22 protein-coding genes and 1 pseudogene are annotated in these 22,213 nt (G+C 75.7%); 9 read left to right on the forward strand and 14 right to left on the reverse strand.

The genetic code is table 11. The features are described 5' to 3' along the window. The first annotated feature begins 45 nt into the window (after nt 1-45). Genes AB0L34_RS13755 through AB0L34_RS13765 form a run of 3 tightly spaced genes read left to right on the forward strand, consistent with a single transcriptional unit; the run spans nt 46 to nt 2,867 of the window. Nucleotides 46-1,011, forward strand: coding sequence for a TIGR03885 family FMN-dependent LLM class oxidoreductase (locus tag AB0L34_RS13755; protein WP_363704733.1), 966 nt, complete (start codon nt 46-48; stop codon nt 1,009-1,011). Nucleotides 1,012-1,038: 27 nt separating this feature from the next. Next, nucleotides 1,039-2,613 (forward strand): Na+/H+ antiporter, encoded by a 1,575-nt coding sequence (locus tag AB0L34_RS13760; RefSeq protein ID WP_363704735.1) that lies wholly within the window; start codon nt 1,039-1,041, stop codon nt 2,611-2,613. Further along, on the forward strand, nt 2,610-2,867 hold the full coding sequence (locus tag AB0L34_RS13765) for a UBP-type zinc finger domain-containing protein (RefSeq protein ID WP_363704737.1): 258 nt from the start codon (nt 2,610-2,612) through the stop codon (nt 2,865-2,867). Before AB0L34_RS13760 ends, AB0L34_RS13765 begins: the two co-directional genes overlap by 4 nt. A 13-nt stretch (nt 2,868-2,880) precedes the next feature. On the opposite strand, the gene AB0L34_RS13770 is transcribed toward AB0L34_RS13765, so the two are convergent. Together AB0L34_RS13770 and AB0L34_RS13775 are read right to left on the reverse strand one after the other, a co-directional pair. Then, a complete protein-coding gene (locus tag AB0L34_RS13770) occupies nt 2,881-3,414 on the reverse strand; it encodes a GNAT family N-acetyltransferase (protein ID WP_357452046.1) in 534 nt (177 codons plus the stop codon). A 99-nt stretch (nt 3,415-3,513) separates the two neighbouring features. Next, entirely contained in the window at nt 3,514-4,473 is a 960-nt protein-coding gene (locus AB0L34_RS13775; RefSeq protein ID WP_363704739.1) for a hypothetical protein, read from the reverse strand. A 175-nt stretch (nt 4,474-4,648) separates the two neighbouring features. Here AB0L34_RS13775 and AB0L34_RS13780 point away from each other — a divergent pair, with 175 nt between their 5' ends. Next, nucleotides 4,649-5,374, forward strand: a complete 726-nt coding sequence (locus AB0L34_RS13780) for a PP2C family serine/threonine-protein phosphatase (RefSeq protein WP_350706369.1) — start codon at nt 4,649-4,651, stop codon at nt 5,372-5,374. 6 nt (nt 5,375-5,380) lie between these two features. On the opposite strand, the gene AB0L34_RS13785 is transcribed toward AB0L34_RS13780, so the two are convergent. Next, nucleotides 5,381-8,008, reverse strand: a complete 2,628-nt coding sequence (locus AB0L34_RS13785; RefSeq protein WP_363704741.1) for an ATP-dependent helicase C-terminal domain-containing protein — start codon at nt 8,006-8,008, stop codon at nt 5,381-5,383. 168 nt (nt 8,009-8,176) lie between these two features. Beyond that, complete coding sequence (locus tag AB0L34_RS13790) at nt 8,177-9,004, reverse strand: SigB/SigF/SigG family RNA polymerase sigma factor (protein WP_363704743.1); 828 nt, start codon at nt 9,002-9,004, stop codon at nt 8,177-8,179. A gap of 372 nt (nt 9,005-9,376) precedes the next feature. Here AB0L34_RS13790 and AB0L34_RS13795 point away from each other — a divergent pair, with 372 nt between their 5' ends. Continuing rightward, the gene (locus AB0L34_RS13795) at nt 9,377-10,120 is read left to right on the forward strand and encodes a hypothetical protein (RefSeq protein WP_363704745.1); all 744 of its coding nucleotides are present in this window, start codon (nt 9,377-9,379) and stop codon (nt 10,118-10,120) included. Nucleotides 10,121-10,124: 4 nt separating this feature from the next. Here the strand turns inward: AB0L34_RS13795 and AB0L34_RS13800 are convergent, their stop codons facing one another. Beyond that, nucleotides 10,125-11,714, reverse strand: coding sequence for a phospholipase D-like domain-containing protein (locus AB0L34_RS13800; protein ID WP_363704747.1), 1,590 nt, complete (start codon nt 11,712-11,714; stop codon nt 10,125-10,127). A 141-nt stretch (nt 11,715-11,855) separates the two neighbouring features. Here AB0L34_RS13800 and AB0L34_RS13805 point away from each other — a divergent pair, with 141 nt between their 5' ends. Beyond that, entirely contained in the window at nt 11,856-11,984 is a 129-nt protein-coding gene (locus AB0L34_RS13805; RefSeq protein WP_350706359.1) for a hypothetical protein, read from the forward strand. 93 nt (nt 11,985-12,077) lie between these two features. On the opposite strand, the gene AB0L34_RS13810 is transcribed toward AB0L34_RS13805, so the two are convergent. Both AB0L34_RS13810 and AB0L34_RS13815 read right to left on the reverse strand, forming a co-directional pair. After that, nucleotides 12,078-13,064 carry a pirin family protein gene (locus AB0L34_RS13810; protein WP_357452062.1) on the reverse strand — a complete coding sequence of 329 codons (987 nt, stop codon included), beginning with the start codon at nt 13,062-13,064 and terminating at the stop codon, nt 12,078-12,080. Nucleotides 13,065-13,074: 10 nt separating this feature from the next. Further along, nucleotides 13,075-13,557 (reverse strand): MarR family transcriptional regulator, encoded by a 483-nt coding sequence (locus tag AB0L34_RS13815; RefSeq protein ID WP_350706355.1) that lies wholly within the window; start codon nt 13,555-13,557, stop codon nt 13,075-13,077. Nucleotides 13,558-13,703: 146 nt separating this feature from the next. On the opposite strand from AB0L34_RS13815, the gene AB0L34_RS13820 reads away from it, so the two are divergent. Then, nucleotides 13,704-14,237, forward strand: a complete 534-nt coding sequence (locus AB0L34_RS13820; protein WP_363704749.1) for a GNAT family N-acetyltransferase — start codon at nt 13,704-13,706, stop codon at nt 14,235-14,237. A 72-nt stretch (nt 14,238-14,309) separates the two neighbouring features. Here the strand turns inward: AB0L34_RS13820 and AB0L34_RS13825 are convergent, their stop codons facing one another. Together AB0L34_RS13825 and AB0L34_RS13830 are read right to left on the reverse strand one after the other, a co-directional pair. Beyond that, nucleotides 14,310-14,897 (reverse strand): general stress protein, encoded by a 588-nt coding sequence (locus tag AB0L34_RS13825; protein WP_357452071.1) that lies wholly within the window; start codon nt 14,895-14,897, stop codon nt 14,310-14,312. A 166-nt stretch (nt 14,898-15,063) separates the two neighbouring features. Then, the gene (locus AB0L34_RS13830) at nt 15,064-15,873 is read right to left on the reverse strand and encodes a helix-turn-helix transcriptional regulator (RefSeq protein WP_363704751.1); all 810 of its coding nucleotides are present in this window, start codon (nt 15,871-15,873) and stop codon (nt 15,064-15,066) included. A 65-nt stretch (nt 15,874-15,938) separates the two neighbouring features. Between AB0L34_RS13830 and AB0L34_RS13835 the strand changes: the two genes are divergently transcribed. Next, nucleotides 15,939-16,442 carry a YfcE family phosphodiesterase gene (locus tag AB0L34_RS13835; protein ID WP_363704753.1) on the forward strand — a complete coding sequence of 168 codons (504 nt, stop codon included), beginning with the start codon at nt 15,939-15,941 and terminating at the stop codon, nt 16,440-16,442. Here the strand turns inward: AB0L34_RS13835 and AB0L34_RS13840 are convergent. Beyond that, entirely contained in the window at nt 16,436-16,651 is a 216-nt protein-coding gene (locus tag AB0L34_RS13840) for a DUF3072 domain-containing protein (protein ID WP_350706346.1), read from the reverse strand. The genes AB0L34_RS13835 and AB0L34_RS13840 overlap by 7 nt on opposite strands. A 223-nt stretch (nt 16,652-16,874) precedes the next feature. On the opposite strand from AB0L34_RS13840, the gene AB0L34_RS13845 reads away from it, so the two are divergent. Next, on the forward strand, nt 16,875-17,810 hold the full coding sequence (locus tag AB0L34_RS13845; protein WP_363704773.1) for an FAD-dependent oxidoreductase: 936 nt from the start codon (nt 16,875-16,877) through the stop codon (nt 17,808-17,810). 103 nt (nt 17,811-17,913) lie between these two features. Here the strand turns inward: AB0L34_RS13845 and AB0L34_RS13850 are convergent, their stop codons facing one another. The 4 genes and pseudogenes from AB0L34_RS13850 to AB0L34_RS13865 form a co-directional block, all read right to left on the reverse strand. Further along, the gene (locus AB0L34_RS13850; protein ID WP_363704755.1) at nt 17,914-19,203 is read right to left on the reverse strand and encodes a cation:proton antiporter; all 1,290 of its coding nucleotides are present in this window, start codon (nt 19,201-19,203) and stop codon (nt 17,914-17,916) included. 120 nt (nt 19,204-19,323) lie between these two features. Continuing rightward, nucleotides 19,324-19,740 (reverse strand): HAD-IA family hydrolase, encoded by a 417-nt coding sequence (locus AB0L34_RS13855; RefSeq protein ID WP_363704775.1) that lies wholly within the window; start codon nt 19,738-19,740, stop codon nt 19,324-19,326. 92 nt (nt 19,741-19,832) lie between these two features. Then, nucleotides 19,833-19,997 (reverse strand): annotated as a pseudogene (locus AB0L34_RS13860) (HAD hydrolase-like protein); the annotation flags it as partial. Between the two features lie 41 nt (nt 19,998-20,038). Next, a complete protein-coding gene (locus AB0L34_RS13865; protein WP_363704757.1) occupies nt 20,039-22,165 on the reverse strand; it encodes a SpoIIE family protein phosphatase in 2,127 nt (708 codons plus the stop codon). Between the last annotated feature and the right edge of the window lie 48 nt (nt 22,166-22,213).

A 22,213-nucleotide genomic window follows, 5' to 3' on the forward strand; every position in this document is an offset into this window, starting at 1 on the left:
GGGGGCAGCTTTAGCCGGACGCCGTCATGGGTACGGAGGGACGCCATGACGGTGTTCGGCTTCCACGCGTCCCACGAGCAGATCCATCCCCGCGCCCTGCTGGACGCGGTGGTCCACGCCGAGCGGGCCGGCTTCGACGCCGCCATGTCCTCGGACCACTTCTCGCCCTGGAGCGAGCGGCAGGGCCAGTCCGGCTTCGCCTGGTCCTGGCTCGGCGCGGCCCTCCAGGCCACCAACCTGCCCTTCGGCGTGGTCAACGCGCCCGGCCAGCGCTACCACCCGGCGATCATCGCGCAGGCGATCGGCACCCTCGCGGCGATGTACCCGGGCCGGTTCTGGGCGGCGTTGGGCACCGGCGAGGCGAGCAACGAGCACATCACCGGCGACGGCTGGCCGCGCAAGGACGTCCGCAACGCGCGGCTGCGGGAGTGTGTGGACGTGATCCGCGCGCTGCTGGCGGGCGAGGAGGTCAGCCACGACGGCCTGGTCCGGGTCGACCGGGCGAAGCTGTGGACCCGGCCGGAGCAGCCGCCGGCGCTGATCGGCGCGGCGGTCAGCGTGGCCACCGCCCGCTGGTGCGCCGGGTGGGCGGACGGGCTGATCACCGTGAACGCGCCGACCGCGCACCTGCGGCAGATGATCGAGGCGTACCGGGGTGCCGGCGGGCGCGGGCCGCTGCACCTGCAGGTGCACCTGAGCTGGGCGCGGGAGCAGGCCGAGGCCGAGCGGATCGCGTACGACCAGTGGCGCGGCAACGTCTTCGCGCCGCCGGTCTGCTGGGACCTGGACACGGCGGAGCACTTCGACGTGGTGTCGGAGCAGGTGCCGATGGAGCGGGTCCGCGAGGTCGTCAACGTCTCCGCCGACCTGGGCCGGCACGTCGGCTGGCTGGAGGAGTACCTGGACCTCGGCTTCGACCAGGTCGCCCTGCACCACGTCGGGCAGGAACAGCGGGCCTTCATCGACACGTTCGGGGCGGAGGTGCTGCCGAAGCTGCGCGGCGTCGGGTGAGCGGAGCGCGCCCTAGGCTCGTACGTCATGGAAGCTCTGTTCGACGTCGTCGTCTTCCTCGCGATCGCGACGCTGGGTGCGGCGCTGGCCCGGAGGCTCGGGCTGCTCGCGCCGATCCTGCTCGTGGTGCTCGGCCTCGCCCTCGCCTTCGTGCCGGGCTTCCCGCAGGTGCGGCTCGACCCCGAACTGGTGCTCGTGGGCATCCTGCCGCCCCTGCTCTACGTCGCCGCACTCGAGACCTCGGTGCCGGCGTTCCGGCTCAACCTGCGGCCGATCCTGCTGCTCGCCGTCGGGCTGGTGCTGTTCACCGCGTTCGCGGTCGGCCTCGTCGTACACCTGATGCTGCCGGCGGTGCCGTTCGCGGTCTGCCTGGCCCTCGGCGCGGTGGTGGCACCGCCCGACGCGGTCGCCGCCACCGCGGTGGCCCGGCGCATCGGGCTGCCCCGACGGGTCGTGACGATCCTGGAGGGGGAGAGCCTGCTCAACGACGCGACGGCGCTGGTGCTGCTACGGGTCGCCACCCTGGCCAGCATCGGTGCCGCCGTCGGCGTCACGGAGGTGGCCGTGGAGGTCGTCACGGCCACCGGCGGCGGCATCGTGGTCGGCGTGCTCGGCGCGGTCGTCTTCGGCTTCCTGCACCGGCACATCACCGACCCGCTGCTGGACAACGCGCTGTCGCTGATCATCCCGTTCGCGGTCGCCTTCGCCGCCGAGGAGATCCACGCCTCCGCGGTGGTCGCGGTGGTGGTCACGGGACTGGCGCTCGGGCACCGGCTGCCCCGGCTGATGTCGGCCGCGTCCCGACTCCAGGTCGGCGCGTTCTGGCGGTTGACCCGGTTCCTGCTGGAGGGCCTGGTCTTCCTGCTGGTCGGCCTCCAACTGCCGGAGGTGCTCCGGGAACTCGACGAGCCGGCCGGATTCCTGGTCGCGATCACCGCGGCGGTGCTGCTCGCCGTCTTCCTGACCCGGTTCGTCTGGCTCTTCCCGGCCACCTACCTGGCCCGGCTGGTGCCCAGGATCCGTCGCCGGGAGTCCCCGCCGTCGCCGCGCTACCCGATCGTGCTCGGATGGGCCGGCATGCGCGGCGTGGTCACCCTGGCCGCCGCCCTCGCCCTGCCGCTCACCCTCGCCGACGGCCGGTCCTACCCGCGCGCGCTGTTCATCTGGCTGGCCTTCGCGGTGATCGTGGTGACCCTGGTCGGCCAGGGCGCCACCCTGCCGCTGGTGGCTCGCCGGATGCAGCTGCCGCCCGACGACCCGGTGCAGGACGCGCTCTCGGCCGCGGGCGTGCAGCAGCAGGCCAGCCGCGCGGCACGGGAGCGCCTCGACGCGCTCGCCGACACCGCCCCCGCGCCCGTGGTGGAGCGGCTGCGCCGGGCGCTGGACGAACGCACCAACCTGGCCTGGGAGCGCCTCGGCGGCACCGCGCGGGAGACGCCGTCCCAGGCGTACGGTCGGCTGCGGCAGGAGATGATCGACGCGGAGCGGGAGGTGTTCCGGGACGCCCGGGACTCCGGCCGCATCCCCGAGGAGGTGCTGGTGCGCGCCTACCGGGAACTGGACCTGGAAGAGTCGTTGCTGCGGCGGGAGGTCGCGGAGTGAGTTGTCAGCACCTGACCGGGGCGGGCGCCGCCGTGCCGGAGACCACCGACGTCTGCCCGGAGTGCGTGGCCATCGGCAACGAGTACTGGGTGCACCTGCGGTCCTGCCTCACCTGCGGGCACGTCGGGTGCTGCGACTCCTCGCCGTACCAGCACGCCTCGGGGCACTTCGCCGCCACCGGGCACCCGGTCATGCGGTCGATCCAGCCGGGGGAGACCTGGCGCTGGTGCTTCGTGGACGAGGAGATCGGCTGAGCCCGCCCGGAGGTCAGGGCAGGCGGCGGGCGAGGACCTGGCCGGGCCACGGGTCGCGGCCCGGGCGCTCGACCGTGAACGGTTCGGTGGGGGTGAAGCCCTGCCGCTCGTACCAGCGGACCAGCGCGCCGTCCCCGCCCGCGTAGCAGTCGACCCGGAGCAGGCTGAGCCCGTGCCCCCGGGCCAGCTCCGCGGCATGGGCGAGAAGCCGGCCGCCGATCCCCGAACCGCTGTGCGCCCTGTCGGTGACCAGCAGGTTGACGTACAACTCGGGCTCGGTGGCCGGCGGCACGTAGTCCGTCGCCGCGCCCACCACCAACGCCCCGACCGGCCGGTCGCCGAGCATCGCCAGCCACAGCCCGCCGCCCGCCGCCCAGGCGTCGGCCTGCGCGATCCGCCGCGGATCGGTCGACGCCGGCTCGGTGCCCCACTGGCCGGTGCGCCCCCGCGCCACCAGCCAGGCGGTCGCGTCGTCGAGCAGCCGCAGCACGGCGGGCGCGTCGGCGGGGCCGCCGGGACGCAGGGTGAGGCTCCGCTGCTCGGTCATGGTGGGCATCGTGCTACAGCGGTGGGCGTCGATTGCCGCCGCGGTCGTGCTCGACAGTCCCGTATCACCTGCCCGGCCCCCGCGCTCGGCTCAGGGGTGTCAGGGCCGCCGGGCGGCGGGGGCGTCGGCCCCGGCCGGGGCTCCGGGGCCGCCGGCCAGCGCGGCGAGCCGCTCGGTGGCCAGGCAGGAGACCAGGCAGCGTTCCTTGCGGTCGCCGGCGAGCTGGGCGGTCCAGTCCGTGAAGCCGCCGTCGCCGAGCTCGACCTCGTTCCCGCCGTCGCCCGCGGTGATCCGCAGCGCGGCGTCCACGTAGTAGCCCCGGCCGCGCCGGCGCTCCGGCTCGTCCAGCAGCGGCACGGTGGACGGGCCGAGCGCCGGCCGGACGGTGTCCGCGATCCGCTCGCCGACGACGGGGCTGTCGAGGACCGTCAGGCGTAGCCGCGCCGACGCCTGCGGCACCAGGGTGGCGAGCACTGTCCGCCAGTACGCCAGGTGCAGCGTGAGCAGCCGCGCCTGGGTGCTGCCCGACCCGCTGTCACGGGCGCTCGAGACCAGCGCGAAGAGCCGGAAGTGCGCCGAGAATCCCGGCCCGAAGTCCTGCGCCCGCAGCACCCGGTGGCAGGCGGCCAGGTGCACCGTGCCGTCGGCGGGCTGTTCCCGGCGGCGCACCGCGGCCTCGACCGCGAGGGCGTTGGTGGGATCGCTCAGCACCTCGGTGAGCCGCAGGGTGGTGACGATCCGGTTCTGGCTCACCGGCGCGACCGCGGCGCACGTCCCGAGCGGCGCGACGGGGGAGAGGTCGACGCCCGCGACGTCGGCGGGCAGCAGGTCCCACAGGCGGGCCTCGACCCCGGACAGCACCCGCGGGTCGACCGCCGCCGGCCGGGTGAACCGGTCCGTCCGCCAGCGGCGGACCAGGTCCGCCGGGCGTGCCGCAGCGGCCCGGTCCCGGGCCACCGCCAGCAGCAGCGTGCGCAGGTCCGCCGGGGCCAGGCGGGCCAGCGCGGCGCGGACGCCGTCCGGCAGCCGCCCCCACACCCGCCGCTCCGCGTCGTCCATGCCGGCCACCATCTCGTACGCCCCGGGCCCGGTCCACCGATATCTGCGACGACGTCCGGGACGCGGTGGCCTTCCGTCGGTGCGGCGGCGCGCGACAGTGAGATTCGCCGCGCGACGCGCCGAGGTGCTGATCTCCTAGAGACAACTGCGCCCTCGGCCTGGCAGGCTGCCACCCATGACCCTGAAGCTGCGTTCCGTGGGAACGAGCGACCGTGGGCTGATCCGCAGTGGGAACCAGGACGCCCTGCACGCCGGCCCCTGGCTCGTCGCCGTCGCCGACGGCATGGGCGGGATGGCGGCCGGCGACCTGGCCAGCGCGATCGCCATCGAGGCGGTCGCTCCGCTGGACGTGGAGACCCCGGAGGACGCGCTGGTGGCCGCGCTGCAGAGCGGCATCGAGCTGGCCACCGCGCGGATCCGCCAGGCGGTCGCCGAGGACCCGGAGCGGCAGGGCATGGGCACCACCCTGACCGCCCTGCTCTTCGCCCGGACGGGCAGCTGCCTGGCCCTCGCCCACGTCGGCGACTCCCGTGCCTACCTGTTCCGGGAAGGGGTGCTCAAGCAGATCACCCGGGACGACACGTTCGTGCAGATGCTCGTCGACCAGGGGGTGATCACCCCCGACCAGGCCAGCAGCCACCCCCGCCGGGCCGTGGTCACCCAGGCATTGCAGGGCGACGAGGTCTCCCCGGCGTACGCGACGATGGTGCCCTGGCCCGGGGACCGCTGGTTGCTGTGCAGCGACGGCCTGTCCAACGTGGTCCGCCCGGACACGCTCGCCGAGGTGCTCGCCGAGCACCCGGACCGCGCGGAGTGCGCCCGCAGGCTGATCGACCTGGCGCTGCGCGCCGGCGGGCCGGACAACGTCACGGTGGTCATCGCCGACGTGGTGGAGGAGTAGCCCGGCTCAGCGGCGGCGCGGGGTGGCGTGCCGGGTGGGCGCGGCCGTGGTCGGGTCCTCCGGCCACGGGTGGCGCGGGTAACGGCCGCGCAGCTCCGCCCGCACCTGCGGATAGCCGGTGCGCCAGAACGACGCCAGGTCGGCGGTGACCGCCACCGGCCGCCCCGCCGGCGAGAGCAGGTGCAGCAGCACCGGCACCCGGCCGTCGGCGATCCGCGGCGCGTCCCGCCAGCCGAACGTCTCCTGGAGCTTCACCGCGAGGACCGGCGCCGCCGGGTCGGCGTAGTCGAGCCGGATCCGGGAACCGCTCGGCACGGTGATCCGCTCCGGCGCCACCTCGTCGAGCCGGGCCGCCAGCGCCCACGGCAGCAACCGGCGCAGCGCGCCCGCCACGTCGACCCGGGCCAGGTCGGCCCGGCGGCGGGCGGCGGCCAGCTCCGGGCCGAGCCAGGCCGGCGCGTCGGCGAGCAGCGCCTCGTCGCCCACGTCGGGCCAGTCGCCGCCGAGCGCGTGCCGGCAGAACGCCAGCCGCCCGCGCAGCGCCCGCGCCGCCGGGGTCCAGCTCAGCAGCCCGAGACCGGTGCGGCGCAGGCCTGTCAGCAGGGCCGCCGCCACCTCCTCCGCCCCGGGCCGGACCGGCCGCTCGGTCAGCTCGATGGCGCCCAGCCGCACCACCTCACGCGCCACCACGTCCTCGCCGGACCAGCCGACCTCCCGCTCGGCGCGCAGCAGCGGCCCGCCCGCCTCCCGGGCGGTCGCCTCGTCGAGCGGGGTCGCCAGCCGCACCCGGGCGGCCGGCGCGCCGGGGGAGCGGTCCGCCACCGCCACCGCCAGCCACGCGGCGCCCGCCAGCCCCGACCCGGGTGCCAGCTCCGCCGCGGTCCCGCCGCTCATCAGGTACGCCGAGCCGCCCGGCCGCCGCGCCCGGGACAGCCGCTCGGGGTGGGCCAGCCCGACCAGCAGCCCGGCGGCGAGGTCGTCGGTCAGGTGGTCCTTGCCGGGGTTCCCGGTCGGGCCGAGGTCGTCGGCCGGCCGCGCCCGGCCGGTGTCTCCGGCCTTCGCCGCTTCGGGGCGGTGGGTCGGGCGGTCCGGGTCGGTGCCGGCCGCCGGCGCCGGTCCCGAGGGGGCCGGGGGCAGGGCGGCGCGCAGGCGGCGTACCTCCGCCCGCCAGCGGGCCGTGGCGCCCGGGTCCGCGCCCGCGCGCAGCCGGCGCCACGCGGCGGTCAGGTCGTCGCCCGGCCCGGCGACGGTGTCCTCCGCGAGCAGCGCCACGACCTCGGCCGCCCGGTCCGCGCCCACCCGGGCGGCCCCGTCCAGCAGTGCCCGGGCCAGCCGGGGATGCGCCCCGACGGCGGCGATCGCCCGGCCCCGGTCGGTGATCCGGCCCCGCGCGTCGACCGCGCCGAGGGTGGTGAGGGCGTCCCGGGCCACCGTCATCCCCGCGGCCGGGGGCGGGTCCGGCAGGGCCAGCCCGGCGCCGTCGGGCGAGCCCCAAGCGGCGAGTTCCAGGGCGAATCCGGTCAGGTCGGCGGTGGCGATCTCCGGCTCCGGTTGCGCGGCCAGCCGCTCGTGGGTGGCCGCCGACCAGCAGCGGTAGACGTGCCCAGGCGCCTCCCGGCCGGCCCGGCCGGCCCGCTGGGTCGCCGCCGCCCGGGACACCGGCACGGTGACCAGCGCGCCCAGGCCCCGGGCCAGGTCCATCCGGGCCACCCGGGACAGCCCGGCGTCCACCACCACCCGGACCCCCGGCACCGTCAGGCTGCTCTCCGCCACCGAGGTCGCCAGCACCACCCGCCGCCGGTCGGCCGGCCGCAGCGCCGCGTCCTGGTCGGCGGCGCGCTGCCGGCCGTGCAGCGGAAGCACGGCGACCGTGTCGCGCAGGTCGGCCAGCCGGGCCGCGACGGCGGCGATCTCGCCGGCCCCGGGCAGGAAGACCAGCACGTCCCCGTCGTGCTCGCGCAGCGCCCGGCGCACCGTTGCCGCGACGTGGTCGAGCAGGCCCCGGTCGACCGGGCCGGCACCGGGCGCGGCCACCGGCCGGGGCGGCGGCGCCCAGATCCGCGTCACCGGGTGCAGGGCCGAGGAGGCCCGGACGACCGGCGCGGCACCGCCCGCGCCGCCGAGCAGCGCGGCGAACCGGTCCGCCTCGGGGGTCGCCGACATCGCCAGCAGCCACAGGTCGGGGCGGAGCGCGGCCCGGGCCTCCACCGTGAAGGCGAGCGCCAGGTCGGCGTCGAGGTGCCGCTCGTGGCACTCGTCGAGCAGCACCGCGCCCACCCCGGCCAGCTCGGGGTCGCGGTGCAGCCGGCGGACCAGCAGGCCGGTGGTGACCACCTCGACCCGGGTGCGCGAGCCGGACCGCCGCTCGCCGCGCACGGCGTACCCGACCCGCTCGCCGACGGGTTCACCGAGCAGCGCGGCCATCCGGCGTGCCGCCGCCCGGGCGGCCACCCGGCGCGGCTGGGCGACCAGCACCCGGCCCGCCACCTCGTCGGCCACGGCCAGCGGGGCGAGGGTGGTCTTGCCGGTGCCCGGCGGGGCCACCAGCACCCCGGCGCCGGCCGCGCGCAGCGCCGCGACCAGTTCCGGCAGCACCGGCCGTACGGGCAGGTCGAGGGGCACGTCCGAGAGCACGGCCCAGTCTCGCACCGTCGGCCGCGGCTGGGTCGGGGCGCACCCGTGGCTGCCCGCCAGGCCGGCGCCGGGAACGCCGGCACCGGCTCGCGCCGGTCGTCGGCCGGTGCCACGGGTTCGGACGCGGCGAGGGCCGGACCCACCGGCCCGGCCCTCGCCCACCGTTTCCTAGTACGTGCCGTCGAGCTGCCCCCGCAGCTTGGTCAGCGCGCGGGCCAGCAGCCGGGAGACGTGCATCTGCGAGACGCCGATCTGCTCGGCGATCTGCGACTGCGTCAGGTTGCCGTAGAACCGCAGCGTGAGGATCTTCTGCTCCCGCTCGTCGAGGGTGGCCAGCGCCGGGCCGAGGGCGACCCGCAGCTCGGCCAGTTCGAACTCGCCGTCCTCGCCGCCGAGCATGTCGCCCAGCTCCGTCGCGCGGTCACCGTCGCCGGTGGGCGTGGAGAGCGAGACCGCGTTGTAGGCCCGCGCGCCCTCCAGGCCCTCCAGGACCTCTTCCTCGGTGAGCTTGAGGTGGGCGGCGATGTCGGCGACCGTCGGCGAGCGGCCGAGGGTCTGCAGCAGTGAGCTGTTGGCGTCGGAGATGGCCAGCCGCAACTCCTGGAGGCGGCGCGGCACCCGGATGTCCCAGGTGCGGTCGCGGAAGTGCCGCTTGAGCTCGCCGATGATGGTCGGGATGGCGTAGCCCGCGAAGTCGACGCCCCGCGACGGGTCGAACTTGTCGATCGCCTTGATGAGGCCGACGGCGGCGGTCTGGGCCAGGTCGTCGGTGGGCTCGCCGCGACCGCTGTAGCGGTGGGCGAGGTGGTTGGCGAGCGGCAGCCATGCCTCGATCGCCTTGTCGCGCAGGGCGGCGCGGGACGGGTGGTTGGCCGGCAGCGCGGCCATCGCGTTGAGCAGGTCGGCGGCGCTGTCGGTGAGCGCCCGCGGGTCGAGCTTCTCGGTGGTGCTCGGGGCCGCTGTGGTCGTCTGCTCGCTGATCGTTGGCGCGGTCATGGGTGGTCCTCCCTGCACCTCGTCCGCAGATAGAAAGACGTGACGCTTTGGTTTATCTTCAGATGTCCGTTCGGAAGTCACCTTAGCCCGATCGGTCCGACGAAATCTAGCCGAAAGTACGATGTACTTAAGTGATTTTCCCTCGTCAAGGGTGTAAACGGGGCAAAATTCCATCGGATTGTGAGTCGGCTTACGCGATGCGTACGGTCAGGCGTCGCCGGCCGGACATCGACGCATCGGCATCTGGCGGGCGACGCCGACCGGCCGGGCGGTCCTGCGGGCGCGGATGACCGGCCCGCCAATGTCGGCTTTCCGTCGTTGTCCTATGTACGGGACCGGCCGTAGCGTGCGGTTACATCCTTCGGAGGTGCCGTGCTCGACCCCGTCGCTCCCCAGCTCGTCGTGAACAGCCGCACGCTGTTCTTCAGCTGGCTGCCGGCGGACCCGCAGGCGGTCGCGGCGCTGGTGCCCCCGGGGCTGACCCCGTGCCCGGACCGGCAGGTCTTCATCAACCAGTACGTCGTCGACGACGAGAGCCAGACCTCCGGCTTCGGTGCCCACTCGCTGACCTACCTGGGGGTGTGCCTGGCCGGCGTCGACGCCCCCGGCGGCGCCAGTCTCGGCGGCTGGTGGACGCACTACGTGACCTCCAGCGAACGGATCCGCGACTACGCCACCGCGCGCGGCGCGCCCGCCGTCGTCGGCCGCACGAGCATCGCGCGCCGGGGCGAACATCTGGTCGCCGAGACGGCGATCGCCGGCACCCCGCTGATCCGCGCGCGCTGCCAGGTCGGTGAGACGGGCCAGACGATCAGCAGCGGCCACCACCGGTACTTCACCGCCCGGGACGGGGAGCTGCTCAGCGCCGTGTACCCGTTCGTCGCCGAACCGGTCGACCCGTTCGTGATCGACTCGGTGGAGTTCCTGGACCCGGGGCACCCGCTCTACGCGCTACGTCCGGAGAATCCCCTCACGATCGGCTTCGGCTTCTACTCCCCGCGCGCCTCGTTCGCCTACCCCGGCGGCCTGACCGTCTACACCCCGGAGACCGACGGCACGTCCCGGGTCGCCGGGCCCGTACGCGCCCGTGCCGCCGCGGTCTCCGTGCCGGCCTAGCCCCTCACCAGGTGCCGGCCCGGCGCGCCCGCAGCGGCCGGCCGTCGGGGTCGTAGACCAGCCGGTACGCCGGCAGCGCCCACGCGCGGGTGTACCAGGGCAGCCGCTCCGGCCGGTGCGGCAGCAACCGGCCCGGCGGCCGGGGGCCGACCCGCCCGGAGTCGTGCCACCGCCGCAGCGCGTCGGCGGCGGCGGTGATCGCCGCGACGGCGTCGACGGGGTCGATCAGGTCGGCGTCCTCGCCGCCCTCGGGGTCCCGGTCCAGGTGCTCGCGCCACAGGCGCAGCCGCAGTTCCCGGGCGAAGACCCGGGCCCCGTCGCCCAGGCCGCCCGGGTCCGTCGGCGCCCGCCCGTCCCGGGTGTCGTCCAGCACCGCACAGGAGAGCTCGCTGTCGTGGGTCCAGGACCGGCGGTTGAAGTTGTCGCTGCCGACGCTGGCCCAGACGTCGTCGACCACGCACACCTTGGCGTGCACGTACACCGGCGTGCCGGCGTGGTTCTCCAGGTCGAAGACGTGCACCCGGTCCGGGGCCGCCCGCTCGCACAGCGACAGCGCCTGCTCGCGGCCGACGGAGTTGGGCGGCAGCGCCAGCCGGCCGTCCACGTCCGGATAGCGGGGGACCACCGCGACCAGGTGCAGGTCGGGGCTGTCCCGCAGCGCGCGGGCGAACAGGTCGGCCACCTCCGTGGACCACAGGTACTGGTCCTCCAGGTAGATCAGCCGGCGCGCCCGGCGGACCGCCTTGGTGTAGCCGCGGGCCACCGTACGCTCGCCGTCCGGGGCGAAGGGGTAGCGCGGGCGGACCGCCGGGTAGGTGCGTAGCACCTGGACGTGGTGCGGGCCGCAGGGCGGCGGGTCGGCCGGCCGGTCCGGCAACGGGTCGGGGCGCAGGTCCGAGCCGCGCAGCCGGTCTCGCAGGTAGGCCAGAGGGTTCTCCGAGTCCAGCGGCGTCGGGTCGGTCCACCGTTCGCGGAAGGCGGTGTCCAGCGCGCCCACCACCGGCCCCCGCACCGCGAGCTGCACGTCGTGCCAGGGCGGGTGCTGCCCGTACCGGGCGGACATCCGCACGACCTGCCGATCGCCCCGGTGGCCGGCGTCGTCCCGCCGGCTGTGGCACAGGTCGATGCCGCCGGCGAAGGCGACGTCCCGCTCCGGCGCCCGCGGGTGGCGCAGCACCACCAGCTTCTGGTGGTGCGAGCCGCCCCGGCGGACCCGCTGGTCGAGCAGCACCTCGCCGCCGGCGGCGGAGATCGTCTCGCTGAGGTTGCGGTTCTCCGCCTCGCTGTAGGCCAGCGCGTCGAGGTGGGAGCGCCAGATCAGGCCCTTGACCACCACACCGCGCTGGGCGGCCTGCGCGAAGAGCTGGGCCACGGTCGGCCCGTCGGGGCGCAGCAGCTGGTCCGGGTCGCCCCGCCAGTCGGTGAAGAAGAGGTGGTCGCCCGCCTCCAGCGCCGACACCTCGTCGACCAGCCGGTCGAAGTACGCGGCGCCGTGAATTAACGGCTCCGCAAGGTTTCCGCTGGTCCAAACGGGTAACTCTGACACCGGGTTGGCGCGTTCCCGTGCGCTGAGGAACCAGTTGCGCGGTCCCACCGTTCCAGCCCCCCGAGGTCGACAACGTCCTCACGGTAGGACCCCCGTCGCGGGTCCGCATCCCGGCCGGCGCCCCCGGCGACCGGTCGGCCGACCCCCGACGCCACCCGACACGACGCGAGCATCCGAGGAGGCAACACCATGCCCGGCGAGACGACGAACTCCGTGCCCGAGTACCGCGAGCAGGCGGTGGAGAGCGAACGGGGTGCGCTGGTGGCGGTGTTGCTCATGGTGATCCTGGGCGTCGCCGGCATCTTCGCCGTCTCCTGACGCCACGCGCCGCCGTCCGGCGGCGGCACTGTTCCCGACGCGCCGGTGGCGCCTCCGGTCGTCCGCCGGAGGCGCCACCGCCCGCGCCTGCGCTCAGGGCCGGGGCGCCTGGCCGTCGGTGTGCGGCAGCCGCTCGGCCGGGACGACGCCGAGCCGGCCGGCCTGGAAGTCCTCGACCGCCTTGAGCAGCTCGTCGCGGGTGTTCATGACGAACGGGCCGTAGTGCGCCACCGGCTCCCGGATCGGCTCGCCGCCCATGATGTAGAGGTCCAGCGCCGGGGTGTGGCTGTCCTGGCGGGCGTCCGCCGCGAAGGTCAGCGCGTCGCCCGGGCCGTGCACGGCGAGCTGACCCGTGTGCACCGGCCGCCCGTCGGTGCCGACGGTGCCGCGGCCGCCCAGCACGTAGACCAGGGCGTTGAAGTCCGGCCGCCACGGCAGGTCGACGCGGGCGCCCGGCTCCACGGTCACGTGGGTGATGGTGATCGGGGTGTGGGTGGAGCCCGGGCCCCGGTGCCCGGCGACCTCGCCGGCGATCACCCGGATCAGCGCGCCGCCGTCCGGCGTGGTGAGCAGCGCCGCCTCCTTGCCGCGGATGTCCTGGTAGCGGGGCGGGCTCATCTTGGCGACCCGGGGCAGGTTGACCCAGAGCTGCGTGCCGTGGAACAGCCCGCCGCTCGTCACGAGGTGCTCCGGCGGCGCCTCGATGTGCAGCAGGCCGCTGCCGGCCGTCATCCACTGGGTGTCGCCGTTGGTGATGGTGCCGCCACCGCCCTGCGAGTCCTGGTGGTCCATGATCCCGTCGATCATGTAGGTCACGGTCTCGAAGCCGCGGTGCGGGTGCCAGGCGGTGCCCTTCGGCTCGCCTGGCGCGTAGTCCACCTCGCCCATCTGGTCGAGGTGGATGAACGGGTCCAGCTCGGTCACCGGCACGCCGGCGAAGGCCCGGCGGACCGGGAAGCCCTCGCCCTCGTAGCCGCTCGGCGCGGTGGTCAGCCGGCGGACCGGCCGGAACGCGGTGGACTCGTCGAGCCGGGGCAGGCGCGGCAGGACGAGCACGTTGTCGACGGTGATGGCGGGCATCGCAGGCTCCTCAGTTGTCGGGGTGCGGGGTCGACGCGTCGCGGTCCGCGCGCAGGCGCCGGCCGAGCCGCTCGAAGATCCGGGTGAGGCAGGCGACCTCGGCGTCGTCGAGGTCGTCCATCAGGTGGGCGCGCACTGACCTCAGGTGGTGCGGGGCGGCCTCGCGCAGGGTCAGCAGCCCGGCGGCGGTGAGCACCGCCTCGCTGCCGCGGCGGTCCTCGGGACAGGGCTCCCGGGCGACCAGGCCGCGCCGCTGCATCGACGAGATCTGGTACGTCAGGCGGCTCGGCGAGAAGACCAGGCGCCCGGCCAGCTCGCCCATCCGCAGCCGCTGATCCGGCGCCTCGGAGAGCAGGACGAGCACGTGGTAGTCGGCGAAGCTGAGCGCGCTGTCGGCGCGCAGATCCTCCTCCAGCCGCGTGAACAGCCGTTGACTGGCCTCGATGTAGGCCCGCCAGGCGGCGAGTCGGGGGGCGTCCAAGCTCTCGGTCACGTCGCTACAGTAGCACTCTTTCAAAATTTAACTAGTGCTGTGTGAGCGCGGTTACCGCCGCTGTCCAGGACGGATCCTCCAGGTTTGAAAGACAGCGCCGGGAAACCCGTGTGGCGGGGTGCGCGGGTGTGTCAGACTCCGGCGTCGTGGAGCATCTCGAACTGACCGCCCCGGGCCTGCTGCTGCGTCCGTGGCGGGAGGAGGACGCGCCGGCGGTCCTTGCCGCGCTGCGCGAGCCGGCGATCGCCCAGTGGAACCCCCCGGCGGGGCCGGTCGACCGGGAGGCGGCGCTGGCGTGGGTGCGTCGCCGGGCCGACTGGTCCGCCGGGGACCACGTCTCCCTGGCGGTCGCCGACCCGGCCGACCCCGCCAGGCTGCTCGGCTCGGTGTCGCTGTTCCGGATCCACGACGGGAACGCCTCCATCGGCTACTGGACCGTGGCCGCGGCGCGCGGTCGCGGCGTCGCCTCCAGGACCGTCGTCCGGCTCACCGGGTGGGCGTTCGCGGCGCTCGGGCTGCACCGGATCGAGCTGTGCCACGCCGTGGCCAACCCGGCCTCCTGCCAGGTGGCCCGGCGGGCCGGTTATCCCGCCGAGGGCACGCTGCGCGAGTCCTACCGCTACGGCGACGGCCGCCGCTACGACGAGCACCTGCACGCCCGGCTCGCCACCGACCGCTGAACGACGCCCCGCGCCACGCCCGCCACCCACCCCGGCCCGGCGGCTACCCACCCCGCCGCCCGGGTCCGGACGTCACCGGGTCTGCGGCGACGCGGTGAGGTGCATCCGGCCGACCAGTTGCCGAGCCTGCTCGGCGAACTGCGCGTCGACGATGACCGCGTACTGGCTGGCGCGCAGCGAGCTGGCGGAGGTGAAGTCGCGCTGCCCGCCGGTCATCGCGTGCGTGACCGCGCCGAACACCGCCCCCCAGATCGCGCCGACCACCAGCGCGACCAGGATGATCGCGATCCAGTTGTTGCCCGCCGTGAAGATGCCGAACAGCAGCCCGACGAAGAGCCCGAACCAGGCGCCCGTGCCGGCGCCCAGCAGCGCCGCCCGGCCGGTGGTCAGCCGGCCGAGCACCGTCTCGACCAGGGTGAGGTTCGTGCCGACGATGGCGGTGTGCTCCACCGGGAAGCGGTTGTCCGCGAGGTAGTCCACCACTCGCTGGGCGGACGGATAGTCCGGGTACGAGCCGATCGTCACGGTGGGCGGGCCCATCTCCGGGCCGTGCCCGTCGCCGGCATGGGCGGCCGGCCGACCGGCGGGACCGGACGGGAGGGTGTCGCCGCCAGGCATGCCGGGCCGCCAGCCCGAGGTCCCACTCGACGGTGTGCTCATGAGCCTCCTCCTTCGTCAACCGCCCGGGTTCCCGCCGCCGTCCACGGGTAACGCCGCCGGGGGCGCGGACCGGACCCGTCGGGCCGGCCCGGTTCGACAGGACGCCGCGTCCGGCCGGTCCGCCGCGGCCGGTCCGCCGTGGCGGTCACCGGCGGCCGGGACGGGGTCAGCGGCCGGCGTCGCGCAGGTACGCCGAGGTGGCCTCGTCCGCCGGGAAGAACGACTCGATGGACAGCTCCTCGACCGTCACGTCGAGGGGGGTGCCGAAGGTCGAGACGGTGCTGAGGAAGGAGAGCTCGCCGCCGGGACGGCGCAGCCGCAGGGGCACCACGACGTCACCCGCGCGGGGCAGTTCGGCGTCCGGATCGGCCGACCCGCCCGGGTAGCCGCGCAGCTCCTCGTGGAGCGCGGTCAGCTCCGGGTCGGCCGTCAGTCCCAGGTGCCGGCGCAGCCGGCCGAGCAGGTGGTCGCGCCACTCGGCGAGGTTGACGATCCGGGGGGCCAGGCCCTCGGGGTGCAGGGCCAGCCGCAGCGCGTTGACGGGCGGCCGGAGCAGGTGCGGCGCGACGCCCTCGGTGAGCAGCGGCAGGGCGGCGTTGCCGGCGACCAGGTTCCAGAGCCGGTCCACCGCGACCGCCGGGTACGGCTCGTGCGCGCGCAGGACCCGGCGTACCGCGTCGAGGACCCGGCGCAGCTCGGGGGAGTCCAGCGGCGCGTGGGAGTAGACCGGGGCGTACCCGGCGGACAGCAGCAGCCGGTTGCGGTCCCGCAGCGGCACGTCGAGGTGCTCGGCCAACCGCAGCACCATCTCCCGGCTCGGCGTCGCGCGGCCGGTCTCCACGAAGCTGAGGTGCCGGGTGGAGATCTCCGCCTCGACCGAGAGGGCGAGCTGGCTGAGCCCGCGCCGCTCCCGCCACTGCCGCAGCAGCGCCCCCACCGGCGCCGACCGCCCCTCGACCACCGCGGCAGCGCCCACGTCCCGATCCTAAGCCGGGTGGACGGGCGGTGGGCGCCGGCACCGCCGTCGCGGAGAATGGGGGGATGCGTCTGGTGATCACCGCCGACACCCACGTGCCGGCGCGGGCCAAGGACCTGCCGGCGCCGCTCTGGGCGGCCGTCGACGCCGCCGACGTGGTGCTGCACGCGGGAGACTGGGTGGACGAGGCGCTGCTCGACGCCCTGGCCGCCCGGGCCCGCCGGCTCGTCGGCGTGTACGGCAACAACGACGGGCCGGCGCTGCGCGCCCGGCTGCCGGAGATCGCCCGGGTGGAACTCGACGGGCTGCGGATCGCGGTCGTGCACGAGACCGGGCCGAAGACCCGGCGCGAGGAGCGCTGCGCGGCCCGCTTCCCCGACACCGACCTGCTCGTCTTCGGTCATTCGCACATCCCCTGGGACACGGTCGCCCCGGGCGGGCTGCGCCTGCTCAACCCGGGCTCGCCGACCGATCGACGCGCCCAGCCGTACGCCACCTTCGTGACCGCGCGGGTGGCGGCGGGGCGGCTCGACGAGGTCGAGTCGCACCGCCTCCCGCCGCGTCACTGACCGCGGCCGGTCTCCTCCTGGAGCTCGTCGATCCGCTTGGACGCCTCGGCCTTCGTGAGCCCCTCCGGCAGGTCCTCGCCGGCCTCGCGGGCCAGCGTGGCCAGGTACGACTCCTGCGCCGCCGTCGGCGGCTCCTCGCCGGTGACCCACTCGTCGGGGTCCTTGATCGCGCCCTGCGGGTTGGCCCGGGTGCTGTCGCGGTCCGCCATCATCTCCACCTTCCTTCGAACAGACGTGCCAATACCCCGCCCCGGGCCGATCCATGCGGATCCCCGGACCGGTCCTGCCGTCCACCGGCGATCCGGCTCGAACCCCACCCGTCCCGCCGGCCCGCCGGGCGGCCCACGCGCGCCGACATACCCGGGTCGATCCCGTCCGCCCGCCGGGCGCCGGGACGCATACGATCACCCGGTGAGCACGGGCCGGGCGGGTGTGGTGGTGGTCGGCGCCGGCATCGCCGGGGTGGCCTGCGCGACGGAACTGGTCCGCGCCGGCGTGCCGGTGGAGATCCGGGAGCGCGCCCGGGTCGCCGGTGGCCGGCTGGCCAGCCGCCGCTTCGACGGCCGGCCCGCCGACACCGGCGCCGCGTACCTCACCGTCAGCGATCCCGACTTCGCCGAGGTGGTCGAGGGGTGGCGGACCGCCGGGCTGGCCCGGGAGTGGACGGACACCTTCGTCGCGTACGGCGCCGACGGCCGGCGCGAGGTGCCCGGCCCGATGCGCTGGGCGGCGCCCCGGGGGCTGCGGTCGCTGGTCGAACACCTGGCCCGGGACCTGCCGGTGACCGTCGACCGGCTCGTGCTGGGCGTCGAGCCGGGGCCGGTGGTGGACGGACGGGCCTGCGAGGCGGTCGCCCTGGCGATGCCGGGGCCGCAGGCGGCCCTGCTGCTCGATCCGGCCCTGGACGCCGCCACCCGGGTCGTGCAGGCGCAGCGGTGGTCGCCGTCGCTGGCCGGGGTCCTGCGCTTCCCGGGTCGCCGGTGGGCCGCCTTCCGGGGCGCGTTCGTCAACGACCATCCGCTGCTGAGCCTGGTCTGCGACGACGGCGACCGGCGCGGCGACGGCGCGCCGGTGCTGGTCGCGCACACCACGCCCGGGTTCGCCGCCGGCCACCTCGCCCAGCCCACCGGCGCCGGGCCGGCGATCGAGGAGGCCGTCCGGGACCTGCTGGGGCTGCCCGAGCCGGCGGAGCACGTGCACGTGCACCGCTGGAGGTACGCGAAGCCGACGGCCGGCCGGGGCGGCACCTACCACCTGGACGCCGACGGCGTCGGGCTGGCCGGCGACGCCTTCGGCGAGCCCCGGGTGCAGAGCGCCTGGCTCTCGGGCCGCGACCTCGGCCGCGCCCTGGTCGCCCGCCTGACCTGACGACCGCCCGCCCGGACCGCGGGTCGCCGCCGACTGACCGGTCCCCCCGCCAGGCCGAGCGCCCGCCGCCGACTGACCGGTCGCCCCGGTCCGAGCCGACCGGTCAGCTCGTGGCGGCGACGGGCTCGCCTGCGCGGCCCCGCTCGGACGCGTCGGCGGTGCGTTCACCCCTGCGGTCCAGCAGTTGCATCACCGGGGTCGCCGCGACACCGTGCACCACCACCGACACGATCACCACGAGGCCGACGGTCGCCCAGATCAGGTCCGCCTGCGCGAAGTCGGTCTTCGCCGTCGCGTACGCGAGGTAGAAGAGCGAACCGACGCCGCGGATGCCGAACAGCGCGATCACCCAGTGCTCGGCGGGCCGGCCCGGCGCGCCGAGCAGGGACAGCCGGCCGACCAGGGGCCGCACCACGAAGACCAGCGCCAGCCCGACCGCCGCGGCCGGCCAGGTCAGCGGGGCCAGCAGCCCGCCCACCACCGCGCCGCCGAAGAGCAGCAGCAGCATGACGGTCAGCAGCCGCTCGATCTGCTCGGCGAAGGCGTGCAGCACCGAGTGGAACTCGTGGGTCCGTTCGGCGGCCCGGATCGCCCGGGCGGCCACGAAGACCGCCAGGAAGCCGTACCCGCCGACCACCTCCACCAGCCCGTACGCCAGGAAGGTCGCGGCGAGCGCGAGAAAGCCCTCGGCGTGCCGGGCCAGCCGCAGCTCGCTCGGGGCCCGGAAGAAGAGCTTGCCGAGCAGCCAGCCGATCAGCCAGCCGCCCGCCACCCCGGCGGCGATCTTCCAGAGCACGTCCACGGCGAGCCAGCGGCCCAGCCAGTCCGCCGGGGCGAGGCCGGTGGTGGCGATGGCGATGGCCGCGTACACGAAGGGGAAGGCCAACCCGTCGTTCAGCCCGGCCTCGGAGGTGAGGGCGAAGCGGACCTCGTCCTCGGAGTCCTCGACGTCGGTGGGCTCGCCGACCTGCACGTCGGCGGCGAGCACCGGGTCGGTGGGGGCGAGGGCCGCCCCCAGCAGCAGCGCGGCGGCCGGCACGAGCCCGGCCCACCACCAGCCGAGCAGCGCCACCGCGGCGATGCACACCGGCATGGCGATGGCCAGCAGCCGCCACGTCGACGACCAACGGGCCCGGCTCAGCGGCCGGTCGATCTTGAGGCCGGCGCCCATCAGCGCGACGATCACGCCGATCTCGGTGAGGTGGGTGGCGATCTCCGGGTACGCGAGCGGATCGGGGTTCGGCAGCCCGGTGGGAAGGACGAAGGCCAGCATGCCGAGCCCGAGGAAGGCGATCGGCATCGACAGCGGCCGGCGTTCGAGCACCCGGGGCAGGACCCCCGCCAGCAGCGCGCCCAGACCGACCACCGCGAACGCCACGTCTACCGGCTCCACGACACCACCTCTCCGCGTCGCCCGCGCGTGCGGGCAGGCGGAGAGAGTCCTTGCCCCCGGAGGTCTTTTCGTATTCCTGTCCCGATCGACCTCGTGTCCCGGTCCGGTGCGGTGCGACCGTCACGCCGCGGCGATCGGCGAGTCCGGGAGGGCGGCGAGCAGGGCCGCGGGATCGTCGTAGACGGCCAGCGCCCCGGCCCCGGCCAGCTCGCCCCGGCTCGTCCCGCCGCAGGTCAGCCCGACGCACGGGATGTCCAGCTCGCCGGCGGCTGCGACGTCCCAGACCGAGTCGCCGACGAAGACCACCCGCTCGGCGGCCAGCCCGGACTGCTCCAGCGCGGCCACCAGGATGTCGGGTGCCGGCTTGCTCTCCTGCGCGTCCGCCGCGCAGGTCACGGTGTCGATCACGTCGTCGGCGGCCAGGGCCCGGCGCAGCGCGGCGACCTCGTGCTCGGCGGCGGAGGTGGCCAGCACCACCCGCAGCCCCCGCTCCGCGCAGGCCCGCAGCAGGTCGGCCGCGCGGGGCAGCGGGACCAGCCGCTCCCAGTACTCCGCGAAGGGGCGTCGTGGGCGTCCCGCAGCTTCCCGTCCGCGCCGCGGTCCCGCTCCGGGCCGAGCAGGTGGTCGAGCAGCTTGTCCGAACCCATGCCGATGGCGCGGTGGATCTCCGCCATCGGTACCTGCCGGTCGGTCTGGCGCAGCGCCTCCCACCAGCTCACGGTGTGCAGGTATGTGGTGTCGACCAGGGTGCCGTCCACGTCGAAGAGGACACCGGCGGGCTGTTCGGTGGGCATGTGTTCCTCCTACCCGGTGCCGGGCCGGCTGACGCCACCGCTCAGTCGGACGGGATCAGCAGCTCGAACCAGACCGTCGAGCCGCGTACGGTCGGGTCCGTCCCCCACGCGTCGCTCAGCTCCTCGATCAGCCCGAGCCCCCGGCCCCGGCTGCTGAGCGTGTCGGTCTGCGCCCGGGTGACCGTGCCCCGGGTGCCCGAGTCGGCGACCGACACCAGCAGCCGCTCCGGGCTCAGGTCGATCTCCACGCGGGCGGCGGTGCCCGCGTGCAGCAGCGCGTTGGTGGTCAGCTCACTGGTGCAGAGCACCGCCGCGCCGATGATCGACTCCGGCACCTGCCACTCCGTGAGCTGCCCGGTCATCCAGTGCCGCACCCGGCTCGGCGCGGTCGGCTCGGCCGGCACCTCCATGCTCGTCGACCGGCTCGGCCGCAGCGCGTGCTCCACCGCCAGCACCGCGACGTCGTCCTCGGTGGCGCCGGGCACCGCCGCGGTCGCCACCGCGCACAGCGCGCGGGGGTCGCCGCTGCCCGCCCCGGCCACCGCCTCGGCCAGGGCGTCCAGGCCCGCCGTCAGCCCCTGCCAGCGCCGCTCCACCACGCCGTCGCTGAACAGCAGCAGCGTGTCGCCGGGGGCGAACCGGACCGTCGCGGTGGGCGGCCGGCAGCCCAGGCCCAGCGGGGCGCCGGCGGGCACGTCGACGTACTCGGCGACCGGCTCGCCGTCCGGGGCGCACCGACGGATCAGCGGGGCGGGGTGGCCGGCGCTGGCCAGGGTGAGCTGCTGCCGCTCGGCGTCGACCACCCCGAAGACCACGGTCACGAAGAGCTCGTGCGTGTCGCCCTCGGCGCCCAGGCTGGTGACCAGCCGGTCGAGCCCGGCCAGCACGGCGTCCGGGCGCGGGTCGGTCAGCGCCAGCGCGCGCAGCGCGGCCCGGACCTGCCCCATCCGGGCCGCGGCCTGCACGTCGTGGCCGGCGACGTCGCCGAGCACGACGCCCAGACCGCCCGTCGGCAGCAGGAACGCGTCGTAGAAGTCCCCGCCGGCGGCGTTGCCGTCGACGCCCGGGTCGTAGCGGGCGGCGATCCGCATCCGGGGCAGGTCCGGCAGGTGCTCGGGCAGCATGCTGCGCTGCAGGAGCTGGGCGGTACCGTGCTGCGTCTCGAACCGGCGGGCCCGCTCGGCGGCCTGGCCGACCAGCTCGGCGGACGCGGCCAGCAGGGCCCGCTGGGCGGCCGACCAGACGTGCGGGGCCTGGTAGCCGACGGCCAGCCCGCCGCGCACCACCGACGCCCGCAGCGGCACCGCGGCCAGCGCCCGGATCTTCTGGTCGTGCCGGTCCACCGCGATCTCCCGCAGCGGCTGGCCGTCGTCGACGAAGAGCGGCACGCCGGTGCGGGCGGCCGACGCGACCGGGCCCTCCCAGTCCGGCGGGATGCGCCGCCACAGCGGGGGGAGCCGCTCGTCGGCCTCGTCCATCAGCTCACCGCGTACGCGCCGGACCATCCGCCACCCGCCGCCGCCCTCGTCCACCGCGAACGAGACCCGGTCGGCGTCGAACGAGGTGATCGCGTAGCGCAGCGTCACCCGGGCCACGTCGTCCAGGGTGAGGGTGCCGGCGAGCGCGGCGGCGAAGTCGCTGAGGCTCTGCAACTGCTGGGTGACCTGGGCGGTCTCCGCGGCCACGGTCAGCACGCCGACGATCCGCCCGGCGCTGTCCCGCACCGGGGAGTGGCCCCGGGTGAAGACCCGCTGCTCGACCGGGCCGGTACGCCGGCGCAGGGGAAGGGTGGACTCCTTCTCCAGGAACGGCTCGCCCGAGCGGTAGGCGCGCTCGACGGCGTCGCCGACCCCGGGCATCGGCCAGACCTCCGGGAACACCTCGCCGGCCGGCCGGCCCACCGCCCCCGGGTGCCGGTCGCCGATCAGCTCCGCGTAACCGTCGTTGTAGAGCAGCAGGTGGTCGGCGCCCAGGGTGAGGGCCATTGGCACGGGCGAGGCGAGGACGACCTCGGTCGTCGCGCGGACCGCCGGGTCCCACGAGTGCCACGGGCCGAGGGGGGTGCCGGCCCAGTCGTGGCCGAGGACGGCGGCCGCCGCGCCCGAGGCGGAGGGCGCCCCCGACACCGGGGCTGGTGGGTTGGGGACCCGTCCGACCGTTCCTGGCATGACCGCAGCCTAACCGGACCAACCGGCACCCGTTCCCGATCATGTCCC

Origin of the sequence: Micromonospora sp. NPDC052213, from assembly GCF_040679695.1 — a bacterium.
In the GTDB taxonomy this organism is placed as follows: domain Bacteria; phylum Actinomycetota; class Actinomycetes; order Mycobacteriales; family Micromonosporaceae; genus Micromonospora.